Here is a 17,579-nt window from a genome sequence, read left to right as displayed (position 1 = left end):
CTCCGAAGGTCTCGATCAGGCCGCCGGGGCTTCCACCTCGGCACCATCGAGCGCGACGAGGGCGATCCCGAGCCGATCGGCCAGGGCAATCACCTCGGGCTGGTCGATGACGATGGTCTTGCCCGCCTCGATCGCCAGGACTCGGGCTCCGGCCTTGTGCAGATTCTCAATCGTGCTGATGCCGATGGTCGGCACATCGAACCGCATATCTTGCTGGGGTTTGGCAACCTTCACCAGGCTCCAACCGCCCGATCGACAAAGCTGACCAGCACGCTCGATGCAGCGGTCGGTTCCCTCGATCGCCTCGACGGCAATGGCGGCACAATCCTTGACGGCGACCGACTGGCCCACGTCGAGCCGGCCCATTTCCTTGGCCAGTTCCCAGCCGAAGCGGATGTCGTCAAGCTCCGACCTTGACGGTCGGCGGCGGGACAGAACGCCGTGATTCACGAGAAGCTCCGGGCAGAAGTCCAGGGCCGAGCGAAAGCTCAGGCCGTCCTTGGCAAACTCATCGATGACGGTCAACAGAATCGTGTCGTCCTTCTTGTTCCTGCGCAAGGCGCCGTAGAACCAGATGCGGACGGCTCGGGGATCACTGATCGCGTGCCAGAACAAGAACGGCGTGTACATGGCCGTCTTGTGGACCTTGCCGGCCATGACCAGCTCTCGGGCCCCTCGACGCTTGAACGCGCCGATGATCCGGGTCGGCGTGGTCACGGGGACCACGTCGAACGAATCGCAAAGCTCGGCCAGCACCTCGGGAGCCTCTCCCTTGATGCCGACACAGGCGACCGACAGCCCCTGCCGCCTGGCCGCTTCGGCAAAGAGGATCGGGAAGCGGCCGCTTCCGGCCAGCAACCCAACCACTCGGGAGCCGGAGGGTTCCATCGAGACGGCGGTGGGATGCGATCGGGCATTGAGTGTTGCGGACACGGCGCGGGTGCCTCCTGTGCTCCGAGCAGAGTCGAGCCTCGGTCGTGGGCAGGTCCGCCACGTTCGAGCAGCGGACCCGCCGTTCGATGGGTTGGTCAGGCCGCGGAGGAGTTGGGATTCGCCGGCGAGTCGGTGGCCTCAGCGTCGTCAATCGCGCTGGAGAGGCGCTGAACCTCGGCCGCAAGCTGCTTCAATTGCCGTTTCATATCCGGCAGTTTCATGCTGAGCGAATGCATTTGCATCAGCTGGCGGAGCGGCACGGCCGGAGTGCCGAAGACGGTGACCTTCGGTGCCACGTCTCGATTCACCCCCGCCTGGGCACAGAGCTGGGCCCCGTCGCCGATGGTCCGGTGGTCGGCGATGCCAACCTGCCCACCCATCACGACGTAATCACCCGACACAACACTGCCGGCGATGCCAACCTGGGCGCACACGATCGTGTGCTTCCCGAGCTTGACGTTGTGGCCAATCTGCGCGAGGTTGTCGATCTTCGTGCCAGGGCCGATGCGGGTCGGGCCGAAGGTTCCTCGGTCCACGCAGGAATTCGCCCCGATCTCCACGTCTTCCTCGATCACCACGCCGCCACTTTGCGGCACCTTGGCGTGCCGGCCGTCAACGAACTGATAACCGAAGCCGTCGGCTCCGATGACCACTCCGGCATGAAGAATCCCACGATCGCCGATGACCACATCTTCGTAGATGACCACGTTGGCATGCAGCGTCACATTTTGGCCCAATCGGGACCTGGACCCGATGACACTCCCGGGGCCGATCGTGCAGCCATCGCCGATCTCGGCGTCGTCGCCGATCACGGCATAGGGATAGATGGCGACCTGTTGGCCGATCTTCGCCGAGGGGGAAACGACCGCTCGCGGGTCGATCCCCACCCAACGTTCGGCCTGGGCGCCTCGGAGATGCGCATGAAGGACCATGAACGCCGCTCGAGGGTCATCCACGACGATAAACGTCAGGGAAGGCGATCGATCGGCCGGTTCGGGAATGGTGAACGTCTTGGCGATCAACACCGCCGTGGCGGGAGAGATTACCAGCGCCTTCGCATAACGTTCATCGGCCAGGAAGGTCAGGTCGCCGGGACCGGCCTCGGTCACCGGTTTTGCGGCGTTGATTGTTGCCTCGGGATCGCCGATGACGCGACCCCGAACCATTGACGCAAGCTCTTGAATCGTGGCGGCCACGGCGATCTGCCCCCTCTTCCTCCCTGAAACGGATCGGAGCCTCGCATCGCTCCGACCCCGGAGACATCCGGTCGCGCGATCGCATTCATCCTGAGGGACCCAGGAGGAAGATCTCGCTGAACCAGGCATCAGAAAGGCCGCGAATGATCCCTCAACCGCGGCGTTGACCCGAATCGTACCCGAGCCCGCACAAGCCGACAAGGCGAGTCAACCAACCTCGACCGGCTCCTACCGGCCAGGGCCACTCATGCGTCGGCCTGTTTCAATGCCTCTCCCAGACCTGGCAAGCGCGCCAAGATTTGATCGATCAGATCGGCGGGAAGCCGTTCGTTCAACATCTCGATCGCCGCCGGAAGAAATGACTTGGCCTGGTCGATGGACAGCCCGGATCGTGAAAGCATCTCAAAGAGCTCGGGCAGGTCGCCGGCCTTATCTCCCAGCAAGCTCCCCACGAGCCCACTCACTTTTTCAAGCATTCCCGGCGACGATTGGCTCGAGAGAAACGCCGAGATCGCCGCCTCGGCTTGCGGAATGGCCGACTCGATTTGCGCAAAACGTTCGGCCGGCAAACGCTCCTTGATGAAGTTCAGGAGCGCCCCAACCCCCGATTCAAGCGTTTCAGGGGCCAAACCGGTCCGCGATTGCAGGGCGGAGAACAGGTCGGACATCGTGCGCTCCGTGAGATTGTGCTCATGTGATGCGAATCATTCAAAACGCAAATCAAATCGAACGCAACCGATCTTCCAACCGTCCCACATTGACAATAAAGCAAGACCGCCTGGTGACCTCAGGCCCTCACCCTCGATTCCATCAACCTGGCTCGCGTTGTGACGACTCAGGCACCAAAGGACCACCGATCCGTTCCGGATCCGTGTAGCCGGGTGTCGTGAGCACTTGACGAAGGTCGTCGGGCCGGGAGATGAGGATTTCGACAGCCTCGAAGAGCGCTTCGGGGCGGCGCTTCAGCAGGTCATCGGCAAAGGTGGCCCCAAACCGATTCAGGATGGCGCGAAGCTTCGCAGCCCCGGGAACCTCGGCCGATCGTCCTTCAACCAGGGCCTGCGCCGCGGCCCGGAGCCCCTCAGGATCGGACGAGGCCCAGGTGAAGCTCTCCTCCAGCACTCCCGGCAACGGAGGTCGCGTCAGCCCTTCTCCCCAGAATCGGGCCAGCCAGGGAAGTGTCTGGCGAAGCCAGTCGGGAAGCGGGGCCTGTGGATCGCGCGGAGGCCGGGCATCGCTCGCCAGCAGTTGCAAGGCCCAGGCTCGCGCCGCGTCCTCGGGGCCGGAAACGGCCGCCACCCGAAGCCCTCCCAGTTGCTCCGGCCGACGCTCGTAAAACGGCTTCATGGCAAAGAGCAAGCGCGAGTAGGCATTGGCCTTCGAATCGTGCGTCAGGAGCCAGACGAACGGAAAGGCGTCGGCGGGTGGTTCGAGGCGCAGGTCCGACCGCAACCCGCCGAACGTTTGCAATTCCATGAATGTCGGCACTTGCGAGAATTCGTTGGTGGGTGCGATTGCCGCGCCGGGCGGCAAGCTCGCGTTGAGCTCTCGGAGCGTGACGGGATTGAAGGCATCGTACCAGTACGACAGTTCGAAGCCTCGCCTCCAGGCACCTGACGGCCCACCGACCAGCCGATTGTAGTACGACAGTTCGAAGGGGTGGATCAGCACCAATTGGACCGCCGACCAGCCCAGCACGGCGGTGGCCAGAACCACCCGGAACGGCGTCGGTCGATCTCCCCTGCGGACCAGTCGAGCGATTCCGTCGGCAAGCCAGACCGCTCCCCAGCCCGCGAACGCCGCCAGAAACGGGAAGCAGGGCAGCATCAGGCGGACGCCGTCGTGCGCCGGGGTCGGAAGCATCCGGAGGACGGGTAACGTGAGGAAATGCACGAGAAAATAGAGCGGCAACCGATCACGTTTGACCACCCGAAGCGCATAGCCCAAACCCAGCACACTCGCGAAGAGAATCGACGCCGGGACCGTCGCGGCGATCAAGACCCACCCGTTGTGCCAGGGCAGGCTGAACAAGTACGTCTCACCTAGATAATAGATGCGAATATCGGGCAAGGCTCCCTGACGATCGACGCTCAAAAGGTAGTAGTGGGCCAGCCTCGGCAACGTCTCCCGCCACCAGGCCGGATTGCCGAGCCAGCCGACGACCGGAGCGAAGGCAAGAATCGCCCAACCGACTTCCATCGCCGGCCGCTCGACTCCCCAGACCCGAGACCCACGCGCGACCCACGCGACCAACCGTCGAACGCACCAGATCAGGGCCGGAACCAGCAGGATCGTTCCAGGCCATCGACTCTCTGGCCTCGCCATAAACAGATCCGTCATGTTCGGCGGAGGCAAGAGCGACGCCAGACGCCGGATCTCCAGGAACGCGAGGAGCAGCGGGGCAAGCAACGCGGCGGTCGTCACAATGGCGTCAATCCAGGCCGCTCGCCCTCCCTGGCGGAGTTCCCTCGGCACGTGGGCCACCAACGCCCAGGCGACGATCGGCAGCAAGACCATCACGGCCGCCATCTTCACCAGGAAGGCAAGGCCCAGCAGAACCCCCACCAGGACCCGAAATCGTCGAGCGTTCGGTTCGGTCAGGCCCTTCCAGGTCGCGATCGCCGTCAGCAGCCAGATCATCATGCCTGGCACGTCGGTCCCGAAGATGTGGGCGTCTCCGTACACGCGGGGCAGGGTCAGAAGCGACCCCGCGGCGGTCAGGCCCACCCAGATCCCATAGCGCCGTGTCAGGAAATGATACAGAACCGTAATGGTCAGGACATATTCAAACACCGACGCGAGCCGACGCGCAGGAACATCTTTGACCCAGTTCCCGAAAATCGCATAAGTCAACAGGTTGAGCTGTCCCGACAGGGGAGGATGAAAGTTGATTCCGTGCCGACCGTAAGGCCAGTAATAGAGCAGTGTGTCGGGATCAAGCAGTGGTTCCAGTTCCTCGATCGATTGAACCTCACCCACTTGCTTCCACCACTGAGCCGAAACCAGCTGGCTGTAGCGGTAAGCCGGTTCGTCCCAGGTCAGGCCGAAGTTTCCGGTCGTGGGAACGGTCGCCGCCAGGGCGACCAGCGCCACCAGAAGTGTCCCGATCCAGGTTCGTCGGCGGGTCTCGGTTCCGGGCTCGCTCATGGCACGATCGCACTCCGCATCATCGGTTGCGAGGCCCACTCCTCCCGGATCGCTTCCACGTCGTCGTATCGAAAGATCCAGATCAAGGGAACCCCGAACTTCTCGAACACATAAACCGGTTCATGATCGCGCAAGAGACGCTGCTCCAGCACGCCGAGCGTCCCCGGACGGTTCTGGACGACGTACCAGGCTGGAGGTTCGGGAGCCCGGGGCGAGATGGGCGTACGCAACCGGCCCGAGTCGTTCAGCTCAAAAAAGGAGGTGGGGAAGGTCGCCGTGGCAACGCGACGATCCGGAGGGGTCTTGGCATCAATCCATTCGAGGACGTCGTCGGTCATCGCGTCCCAGTAATAGGTCGGCTCCATTCCCAGGCGAACCGCGCCGGGCAATCCTCCCACGGTCGGGCTGTAATAGGAGAGCGGGACCGGCATCATCACCGCGACACTGACCACCCCTTCGACGACCGCCACCACGGCAAGCCCTTTGCCCCAGCGTCCGAGCCTCCTGACCACCAGGGCCGCGCCGATGCCTGCGGCAATGGCCAGCATCCCAAACGCCGGCAAGAACAGGCGGACCCCATCGTGCCCCGGCACATGCGGCATCGCTCGCAGGGCGAGCAAGAACAGCCAGTTGAGCGTGACGAGGACCCCGAATCGCTCGGTCGCGTGCGCCACCATCGAACGAACCGCCCCCGTCAGGGCAAGCAACAGGAACCCGATCGGCGTAACCATCGCCGTCCAGACGATCGTGTTGTCAATCGGCAGCGATTCGGTCGGTGTCCGGTAGATTTTGCCGAGGTACATCACCCGGATGGGGATCGTCTGCCCCCGGCCGGTGTTCGAGGCCAGGAACCGGGTGAAGCCGTCGATCGGATCGTGCCACCAGGGAGGAAGGAACGCATAAATCGTCATCAGCGCGACCGGCCCCGCCGCCAGCAAGGCCAGCAACCCCCGACGATCGCGGAAGACCAGCGTCCACGCCAGCAGCGGCAACGGAATGAACCATCCGGTCAGCTTCGTGGCCGACGCGGCGCCGATGACCATTCCCAGAACAACCGCCCATCGCCAGCTCGGGTTCCGTCGTGATCGGTCCTCGGCCGCTCGAAAAAAGGCAAGAACCGCCAGCACCCAGAGGGCCGTCAGCGGAGCGTCATATGCCGCATAATGGGCATGGCCAAAGAGCCGAGGTTGCAGGACCAGGGCCGAGGCCCCCACCACCGCCGCCCATCGGCCCCATCGACGATCGAGGAACGTGAATAGCGCTCCCACCGCCAGACTGATCAGCAGCATCGGCCCCAGGCGGGCGCGGGCCAGGTCTCCTCGCCAGGGTGTGACTACATCACCGATGAGGCCCAGGATCGCGTAAAACGGCGGGTGTCCGTGAGGCTCCTCGCGCGCAAACGGCCAGAAGTAGGCGATGACCTCGGGGTCGAACAGCTTGGCCCGGGTGTCGAGCTGCTCGGGTGTCGGGGGGACGACCGGCAATCGACCCGGCGGCGGGGGTCCGTCGGGCTGCACCAGTTCGAGTGTCGGCGGCGACCAGGTTTCGGCGAATCCCTCGGGATCGACCAGCGCCGTCAGCCAGGACCGAATGCGCCGCTCACGGCCAAGGGTGTATCCTTCGTCCCAGGCAATCGCCAGCATCGGCTCGGTCAGCACCAGCAGGAGCAACGCCAGTGCTCCGGCGACGAGTCCCCATCGGAGCGAATGGCGACGTTCCGACGTGGGAAACTCCCTCGCAGGAGGGGAATCGGTCTGAGCGTTCTTCGAAGGCGTTGTCGCTTCGGTGCGCGGCATAGGGTTGGGCTCGATCACGACTTCGGAGCGGCGTCAACAATGAGAGGCGAGGGTCCCCTCAGACCTCAATCCAGGCCGAGCGCTCCCCCGCCCCAACTCGACTCTCACTCCAGTCGCGTGAAGCAAGCTTGCCTCGAACCACCAGGGCCGATCCGAGACAGAACTTTTCTGAGCTAGTCCCGGCTCAACGGCCCGCCGAAGCCGCAGCGAAGGCTTCCCGGACCGCCTCCTCCACCGGCTCGGCGGTGCGGATCAAGGCCGTCTCATGGCAGTTCGGGAACAGGGGACAGCGGACACACTCGTTCCAGATTTTATGCGGCAGTTCCGCCTTGTCGATCTGGCGGTAGCCGCACTTCTCGAAAAATTCCGGCACATAGGTCAGGGTGAAGACCGTATCCAGGTCCATCTCTCGCGCCGCCTGCCAGCACTCATCGACCAGCATTCGTCCCACGCCCCGACCTTGAACCGTCTCGGAGACAGCCAGGCATTTCAGCTCGGCCAGATCTTCCCAGAAGACGTGCAAGGCCGCGCAACCGACCACCGTGCCGTTCTCATCAACCGCGACGACGAACTCGCGGATCGACTCGTACAGCTCGCCGAGCGATCGGCGGATCATCAGCTTGCGGTCGGCAAAGGTACGGATCAAGTCGTTGATCGTCGGCACGTCGCCGACCTTGGCGGGGCGAATTTTCAATCCAGGAATCCTCCCTCCGGCGTCGACCTGTCCCCGATTCACTTCGAGGAGGCCCAGCGCCGTTCGACACGAACCTTGGAACGGAACCCAAGAACGCACGGCCTTCACGCCCGAGCAGACGTGAATCGATCATTGTAACGCCCGAGAACCTCTGGAGGCAAGATCGGCAGAGGTTTCTCCGGCCTTGGCGGCTTCTCCCGGATCAGAACGTCACAGAAGTCAGACAATACGCCAAGAAGTCAAACCAGGACATCGTCATATCCATGAATCAGAGGGGAGCAGCCTGAGTCGGCTGGTCCCCTGCCACGGAACCTAGCGAAGGATGAATTCTTTGGACTCAGCCAACTTTCCGAGAAACGCGGCCTCCGCTCAGAACGCGATTGCCTCAAAGCGGTCATTATTGACGGACGGAAGGTTGCTCACTGCCCCGATCCTGGTGAGGGGCCGTCTCTCCCTTGGCCCGAGCCAGGCGTCGAGGAAGCACTCGGTCCTCGTAGAACCCCCGCATGTGGCGATAATCCGGTCCCTTGTCCACCTTCTTCAAGCCGAATTGGCGGGCAATCTCGGCCTCGGCCTCGTCGATCGTGTAATCCTCGTAGAGCATCCGGTACGCCATGTGGACCATCGAGGCCCGGTTCACCCCGTGGTGGCAATGAAAGTAGACCGGCTGATTGGCCGGGTTGGCGATGGCGTCGGCGGCTTCCTCGATGCGGTCGTAGAGAAGTTCGCTCTCCTCATCCGTCCGGTCATCGACGATCGGAACGTGAACGAACTGAAACCCCATCTCCTCGGCCAGGGCGGCTTCCTGCTTCACCCAGTCACTTCCGGGAGGATGAGCCAGCGCCACAACGGTCTTGATCCCATGTTCACGGACGATCCGCTTCATGGGCCAGGTCATCTGCCAGGCCCCGCGGTAGACCTTGCCTTCGTCCACCACGGCGAACTGCTCGGGCAGAACGTAATCATACGTGTGACGCCAGGTTTGCTCGACCGCGAACAGCCCAGCGGCGACGATCAGGGTCCAGCGAAGAATGAGGCGGCGGCGCGAAAGCATGGGCCAGTCGTCTCCGTTCCGTCCTTGGGAGGGCCGGGATCGGGTTCCTTCGGTCTCGATCGGCGAGTGCTTCGGACATCCCGCATTCGGGGCACCCCGCCCAGCGCGGAAGAATCCTAGCAGGGTCCACCAATCACAGCAAGACCGCTCGACGCGGTTCGAAATCGGAGCATTTTCTTCACGAAGACTCCCTCGGTCTCCCTCCAATCGGGGACATGGGCAACTCGCGGACGGTTGAAGTCCGTCCCTCTTGAGTTCCCCTTTTTCAAGCGAAGTGCCAAACGCGAACGAGGCTCCAAAACGAAAAGATCGCCCTCGGCTCCCTGTTTCCTTGAACAATTCCTCTTGGCATCGGGAGCGGTCGCGGCCATGCTCCGAGACGGTTCGGGCAATCGCCCAGACCCGAGGCCGGATTGTTCCGATCGAAGGAAACCGAGACCATGGCACGGATGCCGGCAAGAGGAGTGCTCGGGATCGTCGTCGTCACCACGATGCTGCGACTCATCCTGGCCGCGATGCTCGGGTCGGGCAACGACGAGGCGTATTACGCCCTCTACCTCGACCACCTCGACTGGAGCTACTTCGACCATCCCCCGATGGTCGCCCTGGTGGCGTTGTTCGGCGAAACGATCGGCGGCGGCCAGCGCTCCCTGTTCACCCTGAGGCTCGGCTTCGTTCTGCTGTTTGCCGGATCCACCCTGCTGATCGCTCGCCTGGCGAGCCGGGTGTACGGGGAATCGGCGGCGGCCCCGGCGGCCCTGGCCTTGAACGCCTCGTGGTTCTTCGGGGCGGCGGTCGGGACCTTCGTCCTGCCGGATGGCCCCCTGCTTTTCTTCTGGCTCCTGACGATCGATCGCCTGATCACAGCCCTCGACACCGACCCTCGACGATGGCTCGTCCCCTGGCTCGGCGTCGGCCTGGCCTGGGGAGGGGCGATGCTCTGCAAATACCACGCGGTGTTCCTCCCCGTCGGGTTCCTGGCCGTCTGCCTGGTCGAGCCGACCGCCCGGCGTGTCTTGAAAACGCCCGGCCCGTACCTGGCAACGGCGGTCGGCCTGCTCCTCTTCTCGCCGGTGATCGTCTGGAACGCCCGGAACGAGTGGGCCTCGTTCGTCTTCCAGGGGGCTCGGGCCTCGGGACCGTTGACCATCGACCCGGCCGCGCTGTTCGGGGCAATGGTCGCTCAGGTCTTCTACCTGCTGCCGTGGATGGCCGCGGCACTGATGCTCGTCGCGGCGCGGATCATTCGGCATCCGTCCCCCGACCCCGATCGCCGCCGATGGGACCGCCTCTTTCTCGGCCTGGCGTTGGTCCCCTTCTTTTTCTTCATGGCGGTTTCGGCCATCCGACCGGTCTTGCCACACTGGGGGTTGATCGGCGTCTCAGCCCTGATGCCCCCGCTGGGCGCGGCCTGGGCCGATCGCCTGGCCCAGCAGCCTCGGATTATGCGGCGACGGCTCGCGTTCATCGCCCTGGCCCCGATCATTCTGACAACCCTTGCCCTCGCCCACGTCAACACAGGATGGCTTCAAGGGGGCGGCTCGGAGCGAATCACCCTGCTTCCTCCCGAGGCCGACCCGTCACGCGACCTGTTCGGCTGGGATCAGATCGCCGACGAACTGCGCCGCCGGGGCCTGCTCAATCGGCCCGACACCTTCGTCTTCACCGGCCACTGGCATGTGAGCGGCCAGCTTGCCCACGCGATCGGCCCCAATACGCCGGTCCTCTGCTACCACGAGGGAGACGCCCGGGGATTCTCCGGCTGGAGTCGACCCGACGATTGGGTCGGCCAGGATGGCATCCTCGTCGCCATCGACGACCGATCGACCGAGCCCCAATGCTTCGACCGCTGGTTCGAGCGGATCGAGCCGATCGCCTCGTTCGACATCGTCCGCGGCGGCGTCCCGATCCGCCCGGTGCGCCTCTTTCGCTGCGTCCGACAAACCCGGCCCTTCCGCTTCGACGCCCCTCCGGGCCGATAACGGGAAGACTCGGATTGGCGACTTCTTCTTGATTCCAATTGCGCCCGTGCGGTCAACCGTCCGCCCTGCTAGCATGGACAGCACCTCTCCACGACGACCGCCGGACCCTCCGAACGGGAGTGCCGATCGTGCCGGCTTCCGAGACCGATCGACCCCTGAGCGCTGCCGATGAAGCCCTGTTGCTGGCCTTCCTCGCCTTCGGCAAACGACCCGACGACGACCCGGCCTGGCATCGTCTCTCGGAATCCTGGCGAAGTCGACTGGATGAGGCACTGCCGACCCTCGCCTACCGCTTCCCGCCGGCCTCGGCCCGCGACCGGCTGGCGAACGACCACGCCGCCGAGGCCCACCCCGACCTGTTTCGCATTCACCCGAGCTGGTGGGTTCGCGCCCTGCGGAAGGAATCGCCCTCGATCCGCCAGGCCGTGATCGCCTACGCCCCCGATCCCGTCGGCCCGGCCCTCCGTCGCGCCTTTGCCGACGCGCCCGATCCCGAGGTCGTCGCCACCTATCCGCCCGACCCCGAGGCCCTCGACTGGGTTTTGACCCTCGCCGGCGAGCGGTTCGTCGGCGGCCCGATCCGACGCGACGACGACCCACCGATCGTCCGGGTCATCGCTGCACTCGACGCGAGGGGCTACGCCCGCATCCTCACCGCCCTCGGCCTGGCCAAGCTCGCCTACGCCGAGCAGTACGACGCCGTCCGAGCCCGCGACCGGACACGGCTCCAGACCCTGCGAGCCTCCCTGCCTGCCCCCCGCCTCGAGTTGGTCGACCTGGCCGTTGCCGAGCTGGCCGCCCTTCGGGTCGAGGCCCGAGACAACCCCGTCCACAACCTCCCGGCTCGGCTCGGGCTCGGCTCGCTCGGCCGTTTGCTGACGGAGGTCGAGCCCCACCGGGCGCGATGGGCCTTGCAACACTTGCCGTATCATATCGCTCGAGACTTGCATAAGTTCATGAAGCCTGAGATGTTCCCCCTTCCGTCGGCCGACCTGATGGACTGGGAAGCCGCCTTGCTCCGCGCGGCCATCGTCCTGCTGGCCCGCGAAGGCCGCATTGATCCGCTCATCCTGGCCGAACCGTCCTGATCGCCGGAAGACGACGCATGAGCAACCGTTCGATCCCTCCCGAGCCCGATCCCGATCCGCTTGGCAATTTGCCGGTGCTCGCTCGCCGCCATGCCCGCCTGGCCAACCGACTACGACGTAGCGAAGCCACCCTCCGCCCGTTGCTCGACGAGCTGGAGGCGATGATCGGCGCCTCGATCGTCCTGGACGACGTGGACCTGATCCCCCGCGCCTCGGGCCTGAAGCGTCCCGGAGCAATCGCGCAGTGTTCCTGGCCTCGCCTGGGAACACGGATCGGCCTCGGGATCGAGCCGAGCCTCGCCCATGCCATCGTCGATCGCCTGCTCGGCTTCGACCGGAAAGAGGCGGAGCACAAGCTCCAGGTCTCCCCGATCGAGTGGGGCATCCTCGGGTTCGTCGTCGCCCGCCTGCTCGACCGCCTGGCCGAGGCCCCAGGCCCGTTCGGCCCCTGGGACCTGTACCTCGACCGCATCGGCCCCGAACCGTTCCCGCCCGACGGCCTCGGTCCGATCGTCACCCTCGCCTGGCCGCTCCGGGTCGGCCCGGTCCACGGGGTCGTCCGCTTGTGGGTTCCCGAGATGCTCCTGGGCCTCGCCCTCGTCGATGAGCCACCCGCCCCGCCGATCACCGACGCCATCGCTCAACGCTTCGCCGCGCTGCGGATCCCCGTCCGGGTCGTGGCCGGCACCCTCATTCCTCCCGACGGTCGCCCTGAACCGATCGAAGGCGAGGTCCTGTCTCTCTCCCCTCCCGAAGGTCTCACCGCCGAAGTGATCGCAAATGCCGATGGCCGCCCCGTCCTGCTTGTTCTGGGCGAAGGGAACGCCCCTCACGCACGAGCCCTTGCCCTGGCTCGGTACTCCGAACCGGATGGTTCCTCCCTGAGGATCCTCAGCCTGATCCCCCGAAGCCCGGAGGCTTCCGCCATGCCCGACGCTCCTGCACCCGCCAATCCCCCTGTCAGCCTCGCCGTCGAGCTGGGCCGACTCAATCTTTCCCTCGCCCAGGTCGCCGACCTGCGCCCTGGCGACATGCTCGACCTGGGCCGATCCACCGACGACCCAATCCTCATCACCTCCGGCGGCGATCCGGTCGCCCGCGGCACCCTCGTCCAGCTTGATGGCGGCCTCGGCGTGCGGATCACGCGGCTGTTCGTCTGAGTTGCCGATGCTTTGAGAGATCGCTCAGCCTTGCCGATCAGCATCCGTGCCGGGTCCGGCGGAACCAAACGTAACCCGCCGCAAGGCCAAACACGGCGATCGGCCCCGGCTCGGGAATTGGGTCGGGCAGCGGGCCGCCTTCGGAAAGGGGTGTCAGAAAGTACGCCCGACGCTTGCCGTCGATCGTGCCGGTCCCGGCGATCTGGCCAAGGTCATTGATCGCGATCGCCTCCTCCAGAATCCAGCCGGAATTCTCGGGCAACATCTCGTTGAGGTCCATCACCCGATCGTCCCGGAAGAGGAATGCTCGCGCTGAACCATCATTCCCGGTGACGCTTCCCACCACCTCACCCTGGTTATTCAGGTCGGAGGGGGCGACATTCTTCCCGAGCCAGATCACCTCTTCGCCGTCGAGGAGAAAGCCCTTGTACCCGGCATCGTGAAACACACTCCCCACAATCTGCTCATGGTCGTTGATGGCCATGGCCCAACCGCGGGAGTCGATCCCAAGGGCCGGGCTCAGGTCGATCATCTCGCCATCGCGATACAGGAAGGCCCGGGTAATTCCGTTGGCTTGTTGAGCTGATCCAACAACATAACCGTCCTCGTTGATCCCATACCCGACCGACGACTGACCGCCGAGTGTTCCGAGATCCACCCGGTTCCCACCATCGACCAGGATGGCCCGATACCCGACCCGGTACGGGTCGGTCCCGTCCACGAAGCCGCCCGTCCCGGTCACCTGACCACGCTCATTGAGGTCGGTGTACTGATCGTATTCGAAAGCGACCGGGGCGACCTCGCGAGCCACCCGCCCCGACTCGTCGACCCCGACCCTCCCCCAGTGGGAACCCAGGAATCCCCCCTCGGTGCGGATGGTCCCGTCCGGCTCGAAGCGCACCCCGACGAGTTCCGTGTTCGGCCCCCCTTGATACGGCCGATAGGCGTTCCCGACGACCTGCCCCCGGTGATTCAGCCCCCGGGCCTCCGACCGGTCGCCGCCCGGCAAGGTGCCGAGGTTCCGGATGGTATACAGCGCCCCGGCCTCTGCCCGGGGAGAGGAGAGCGAGAGCACGAGCATCCACCCCACTGCAGCACTCATCGAAACCATCAGCCGGCGTGACTCGATCGAACCGAGCGTCATTGCCGAACTCCTTCACCCCGACCAGGTGTTGACCCAAGAGCCGAACATTCTCACCTCAACGATTGGATGCAATCCGGCGAACGTTAGCAGGGAACCCTGCGGTCGTCAACGCGAAGGTTCTTGAGTTCTTTGAGATCAGCACTCGTTTGCCCTACACCGATAATTCAGTCCGGCCGAGATCCCCGTGCCCTTTGCGCATGGGTGTGGCGGCCGGTTGCCGTCCCGTGTATCGTCCAACGGTCACATCGCGCAGACGGAATCAAGCCCCAACGCGAGGAGCACGACCCCATGATCGATCGTTCCAGAATTCGACACGTGCTTCGACAATGGGGAACCCTTGCCTCGGTGGTCCTGTTCGTGGCCCCCCTCGCGGTCGCGGCCGCGAACGCCGAGGACGAGCCGCGGCGACCGAACATCGTTATCATCCTTGCCGACGACCTGGGCTATTCCGATCTCGGCTGCTTCGGCGGCGAAATCGAGACGCCGAACCTCGACCGCCTGGCCGAGAATGGCCTCCGCTTCTCCCAGTTCACCAACACCGCCCGCTGCTGCCCGACCCGGGCGGCCTTGCTCACCGGCCTCTATCAGCACCAGGCGGGGGTCGGGCACATGGTGGGCGACCGAGGATTGCCGTCGTATCAAGGCTACCTCAACGACCGATGCGTCACGATTGCCGAGGCCCTCCGCCCCGCCGGCTACGCGACCCTGATGGCCGGCAAGTGGCACGTCGGCTCAGCCCCCGGCCGATGGCCGCTCGACCGAGGCTTCGACCGCTACTACGGCACCCCCTCCGGCGGCGGCGTCTACTTCAAGGACACGCTCCAGATCCGCACCGAAGTCTTCTTTGTCGAGGACGACCAGCGCGTCGAGTTCCCCGACGACGGCTACGTCACCAATGTCTTCACCGATCACGCCATCCGGTTCGCTCGGGATGCCGCCGCCTCCGATCGTCCGTTTTTCCTCTACCTCGCCCACATCGCCCCCCACTGGCCCTTGCAGGCCCTCCCCGAAGACATCGCCAAATATGAAGGCCGCTACGACCTCGGATGGGATGCCGTCCGCGAGGCCCGTTACCAACGACAACTCAAGATGGGCCTGATCGACCCGCAATGGCCCCTCAGCCCCCGAGACCCGGAGGCCGCCCCCTGGAGCGACCTTTCCGACGACGCACGCGCCGAACGCGCCCGCCGCATGGCCATTTATGCCGCTCAGGTCGATCGGCTCGACCAGTCCGTCGGGCGGCTCGTCACAGCACTCCGCGAGGCCGACGCCCTGGACAACACGCTCATCCTCTTCCTCTCCGACAACGGCTGCTCCGCCGAGGGCGGTCCCGGCGGCTTCAGCCGGGGAGAGCCGGGCGCCCCGCTCGGCTCCGGCCTCTCCTACGCCAGCGCCGGCCTGGAATGGGCCAACGCCTGCGACACCCCCTTCCGCAAGTTCAAGATGAGCACCCACGAAGGCGGGATCGCCACCCCGTTCATCGCCCACTGGCCCCGAGGCATCGACCGCAACGGGCAGATTGAGCACCAACCCGGCCACGTCATCGACCTCATGCCCACCTGCCTCGCACTGGCCGAGGCCACCTACCCCAAGACGCGCAACGGCACCCCGACCTTACCGCTCGAAGGCCACAGCCTCGTCCCCGCCTTCGCGGGCGAACCCATCGACCGCGGAGCGATCTTCTGGGAACACCAGGGGAACCGCGCCGTCCGCCTGGGCGACTGGAAGCTCGTCGCCCCTCACGGGGAACCGTGGGAACTGTACAACCTGACCCTCGACCGTACCGAGTTGAACAACCTGGCCGAAGCCCATCCCGAAACGGTTGTCGAACTGTCTGCCCTCTACGATGCGTGGGCCGATCGCTGCGGCGTCGCCCCCTGGCCCATTGCAAGGTAGTAAGGCGAACATCCTCACACGTCCGGATAGACGACCTGGATCGTCAGTTGCATCATCACCACCTGGAGCGCCATCAACAGGGCGGTCACGGCCAGGGTCACCGCCCCTCCCCCGAGCCGAGCCTGTCCGGCTCCCGAGGCCGCCAGCAGCATCGGGCAGAACGGGATCCAGAGCCGGGCGACCTCGCTGAGGCTTCGCCCGCTCAGGGTCAGTACGACCAGGACTCCTAGCGCGATCCACGAAACCCGAGGCGCACGGCCGCTCGCCAGCCCCACCACGGCCCAGGCCGACGCCGGTAATCCGAGCGCCACGGCCAGCTCAACCGGGTTGATCCAAAGCCAGGCCGCGTATTGCCTCGGGTGTTCGACATAAAACCCGGCGTGATTGGCCTGATTCCACCACCAGATCAGAAACGGGTTCGCTCCGGTGGCAAGCCACCCGAGCAAGGTCGGCGTCAGGAACCCCACCCCCGTGGCGAGGATCAACCCTGCCCTGCGCCGAATCGGCACCTCGGGGGCCGTGGCGAACATCAGCCCGACCATCAGCCCCACCGCCAGGAACGCCAGCGTGAAGACCATCCCCACCGCCAGAATCACTCCCGACACCGCCGCTGCGATCGGCCCCCGACGCGTCGCCAACGCCAGCGCCGAGGCCGCCAGCAACGGAAACGCCGTGTCCGCCGTGGGTTGAAAGAGAATCGCCGAAGGGACCAGGGGCCACAAACTCGCTGCCGACCACGACACGACCGCGTCATACCCTGACCCACGCATCAACAGATACAGCGGCACCGCCGTACTCGCGCAGGCCAGCAACGTCAGCGAAGCCATCAGAACCAACGCCGCGCGATCGGCTCTCGGCATCGGGCCGAGAATCTCCCGAAAGGCGTTGGCCAGATCCACCGGCAACGCCTCGTCGATTCTCCGGGCCAGCCCCGGAAACGCATCCATCACCGCCAGCGCCGTTCGGGTTGTCAGAAACAACCCCGGAGGATGCGTGCCGATATGATAAACATCTTGTTCACGAATCCATTCGGGATACGCCCCGAGGAATTCGGAAACATCCGCCATCTCCGTCCGCGCAACGTTGTAATAGCCGCTCGACCCACTCATGGCGAGCGTCACGATCTTGGCCGTGCCATACCCCGGCGGCGCGGCCGTCAGGGCGGCGAGCTGGGCAAACACCCCCATGACCAGCAACGCACCCAGCCAGAGCGCCTCACGACGCCACCCGCGTGTCGATCGGCCCAGGTCGCGCCGTCCGATCGCCACAAAACCGACATACAACACCAGGCCGGCCAGGCCCAGGCCGATGTTGACGGCCACCGGCTCGACCGCCTCGCCAAGCCGGGCCCAGGTCCATTCCCCAGGAACCCCCAGCGGGATGCTCGGATCGCGCAGCACGATTCCGAGCCCCACCAGAAGCAGAACCGAACCGACCAGCACCAGCACCCGGGCCACTCGAAGCGACATGGCAGATCCATTCACCTGAC

At 65.1% G+C, this 17,579-nt stretch carries 13 protein-coding genes; 4 read left to right on the top strand and 9 right to left on the bottom strand.

Going from position 1 to position 17,579, the window contains the following annotated elements; translation table 11 throughout:
* Nucleotides 1–15 precede the first annotated feature (15 nt).
* The 7 genes from GA615_RS01925 to GA615_RS01895 all read right to left on the bottom strand — a co-directional run bounded on the left by GA615_RS01925 (nt 16) and on the right by GA615_RS01895 (nt 8,820).
* Entirely contained in the window at nt 16–933 is a 918-nt protein-coding gene (locus GA615_RS01925) for an LpxI family protein (protein ID WP_235904991.1), read from the bottom strand.
* Between the two features lie 95 nt (nt 934–1,028).
* Nucleotides 1,029–2,129, bottom strand: coding sequence for a UDP-3-O-(3-hydroxymyristoyl)glucosamine N-acyltransferase (gene lpxD, locus GA615_RS01920; protein ID WP_152049556.1), 1,101 nt, complete (start codon nt 2,127–2,129; stop codon nt 1,029–1,031).
* A gap of 245 nt (nt 2,130–2,374) precedes the next feature.
* Nucleotides 2,375–2,797 (bottom strand): DUF2780 domain-containing protein, encoded by a 423-nt coding sequence (locus tag GA615_RS01915; protein WP_152049555.1) that lies wholly within the window; start codon nt 2,795–2,797, stop codon nt 2,375–2,377.
* Nucleotides 2,798–2,939: 142 nt separating this feature from the next.
* On the bottom strand, nt 2,940–5,276 hold the full coding sequence (locus tag GA615_RS01910; protein ID WP_152049554.1) for a glycosyltransferase family 39 protein: 2,337 nt from the start codon (nt 5,274–5,276) through the stop codon (nt 2,940–2,942).
* Entirely contained in the window at nt 5,273–7,072 is a 1,800-nt protein-coding gene (locus GA615_RS01905) for an ArnT family glycosyltransferase (RefSeq protein ID WP_152049553.1), read from the bottom strand. Before GA615_RS01905 ends, GA615_RS01910 begins: the two co-directional genes overlap by 4 nt.
* 184 nt (nt 7,073–7,256) lie before the next feature.
* Nucleotides 7,257–7,766: an N-acetyltransferase gene (locus GA615_RS01900; RefSeq protein WP_152049552.1), complete on the bottom strand. Its 510-nt coding sequence runs from the start codon at nt 7,764–7,766 to the stop codon at nt 7,257–7,259.
* A 397-nt stretch (nt 7,767–8,163) separates the two neighbouring features.
* Nucleotides 8,164–8,820, bottom strand: a complete 657-nt coding sequence (locus tag GA615_RS01895; RefSeq protein ID WP_152049551.1) for a dual specificity protein phosphatase family protein — start codon at nt 8,818–8,820, stop codon at nt 8,164–8,166.
* A 440-nt stretch (nt 8,821–9,260) separates the two neighbouring features.
* Between GA615_RS01895 and GA615_RS01890 the strand changes: the two genes are divergently transcribed.
* The 3 genes from GA615_RS01890 (at nt 9,261) to GA615_RS27315 (ending at nt 13,050) form a co-directional block, all read left to right on the top strand.
* Nucleotides 9,261–10,802 (top strand): glycosyltransferase family 39 protein, encoded by a 1,542-nt coding sequence (locus GA615_RS01890; RefSeq protein WP_152049550.1) that lies wholly within the window; start codon nt 9,261–9,263, stop codon nt 10,800–10,802.
* 128 nt (nt 10,803–10,930) lie between these two features.
* Entirely contained in the window at nt 10,931–11,890 is a 960-nt protein-coding gene (locus GA615_RS01885; RefSeq protein WP_152049549.1) for a hypothetical protein, read from the top strand.
* A gap of 17 nt (nt 11,891–11,907) precedes the next feature.
* Nucleotides 11,908–13,050, top strand: a complete 1,143-nt coding sequence (locus GA615_RS27315) for a FliM/FliN family flagellar motor switch protein (RefSeq protein WP_161602110.1) — start codon at nt 11,908–11,910, stop codon at nt 13,048–13,050.
* A 37-nt stretch (nt 13,051–13,087) separates the two neighbouring features.
* Here GA615_RS27315 and GA615_RS01870 read toward each other — a convergent pair whose 3' ends face one another.
* A complete protein-coding gene (locus GA615_RS01870) occupies nt 13,088–14,152 on the bottom strand; it encodes a DUF3466 family protein (RefSeq protein ID WP_161602109.1) in 1,065 nt (354 codons plus the stop codon).
* A 330-nt stretch (nt 14,153–14,482) separates the two neighbouring features.
* On the opposite strand from GA615_RS01870, the gene GA615_RS01865 reads away from it, so the two are divergent.
* Nucleotides 14,483–16,090: an arylsulfatase gene (locus GA615_RS01865; protein WP_152049545.1), complete on the top strand. Its 1,608-nt coding sequence runs from the start codon at nt 14,483–14,485 to the stop codon at nt 16,088–16,090.
* A gap of 14 nt (nt 16,091–16,104) precedes the next feature.
* Here the strand turns inward: GA615_RS01865 and GA615_RS01860 are convergent, their stop codons facing one another.
* Complete coding sequence (locus tag GA615_RS01860; RefSeq protein ID WP_152049544.1) at nt 16,105–17,574, bottom strand: hypothetical protein; 1,470 nt, start codon at nt 17,572–17,574, stop codon at nt 16,105–16,107.
* Nucleotides 17,575–17,579 lie beyond the last annotated feature (5 nt).

The organism is Tautonia marina, assembly GCF_009177065.1.
GTDB lineage: Bacteria > Planctomycetota > Planctomycetia > Isosphaerales > Isosphaeraceae > Tautonia > Tautonia marina.
The sequence above is the reverse complement of the archived record's forward strand: the minus strand, read 5'-3'. Positions and strand labels throughout refer to the sequence as shown.

Bases quoted from the DNA above. Each gene is read 5' to 3' on its own strand.
- GA615_RS01905 (WP_152049553.1), bottom strand. From the start codon at position 7,072: ATGCCGCGCACCGAAGCGACAACGCCTTCGAAGAACGCTCAGACCGAT.
- GA615_RS01870 (WP_161602109.1), bottom strand. From the start codon at position 14,152: ATGAGTGCTGCAGTGGGGTGGATGCTCGTGCTCTCGCTCTCCTCTCCC.
- GA615_RS01910 (WP_152049554.1), bottom strand. From the start codon at position 5,276: ATGAGCGAGCCCGGAACCGAGACCCGCCGACGAACCTGGATCGGGACA.
- GA615_RS01915 (WP_152049555.1), bottom strand. From the start codon at position 2,797: ATGTCCGACCTGTTCTCCGCCCTGCAATCGCGGACCGGTTTGGCCCCT.
- GA615_RS01895 (WP_152049551.1), bottom strand. From the start codon at position 8,820: ATGCTTTCGCGCCGCCGCCTCATTCTTCGCTGGACCCTGATCGTCGCC.
- GA615_RS01865 (WP_152049545.1), top strand. From the start codon at position 14,483: ATGATCGATCGTTCCAGAATTCGACACGTGCTTCGACAATGGGGAACC.
- GA615_RS01890 (WP_152049550.1), top strand. From the start codon at position 9,261: ATGGCACGGATGCCGGCAAGAGGAGTGCTCGGGATCGTCGTCGTCACC.
- GA615_RS27315 (WP_161602110.1), top strand. From the start codon at position 11,908: ATGAGCAACCGTTCGATCCCTCCCGAGCCCGATCCCGATCCGCTTGGC.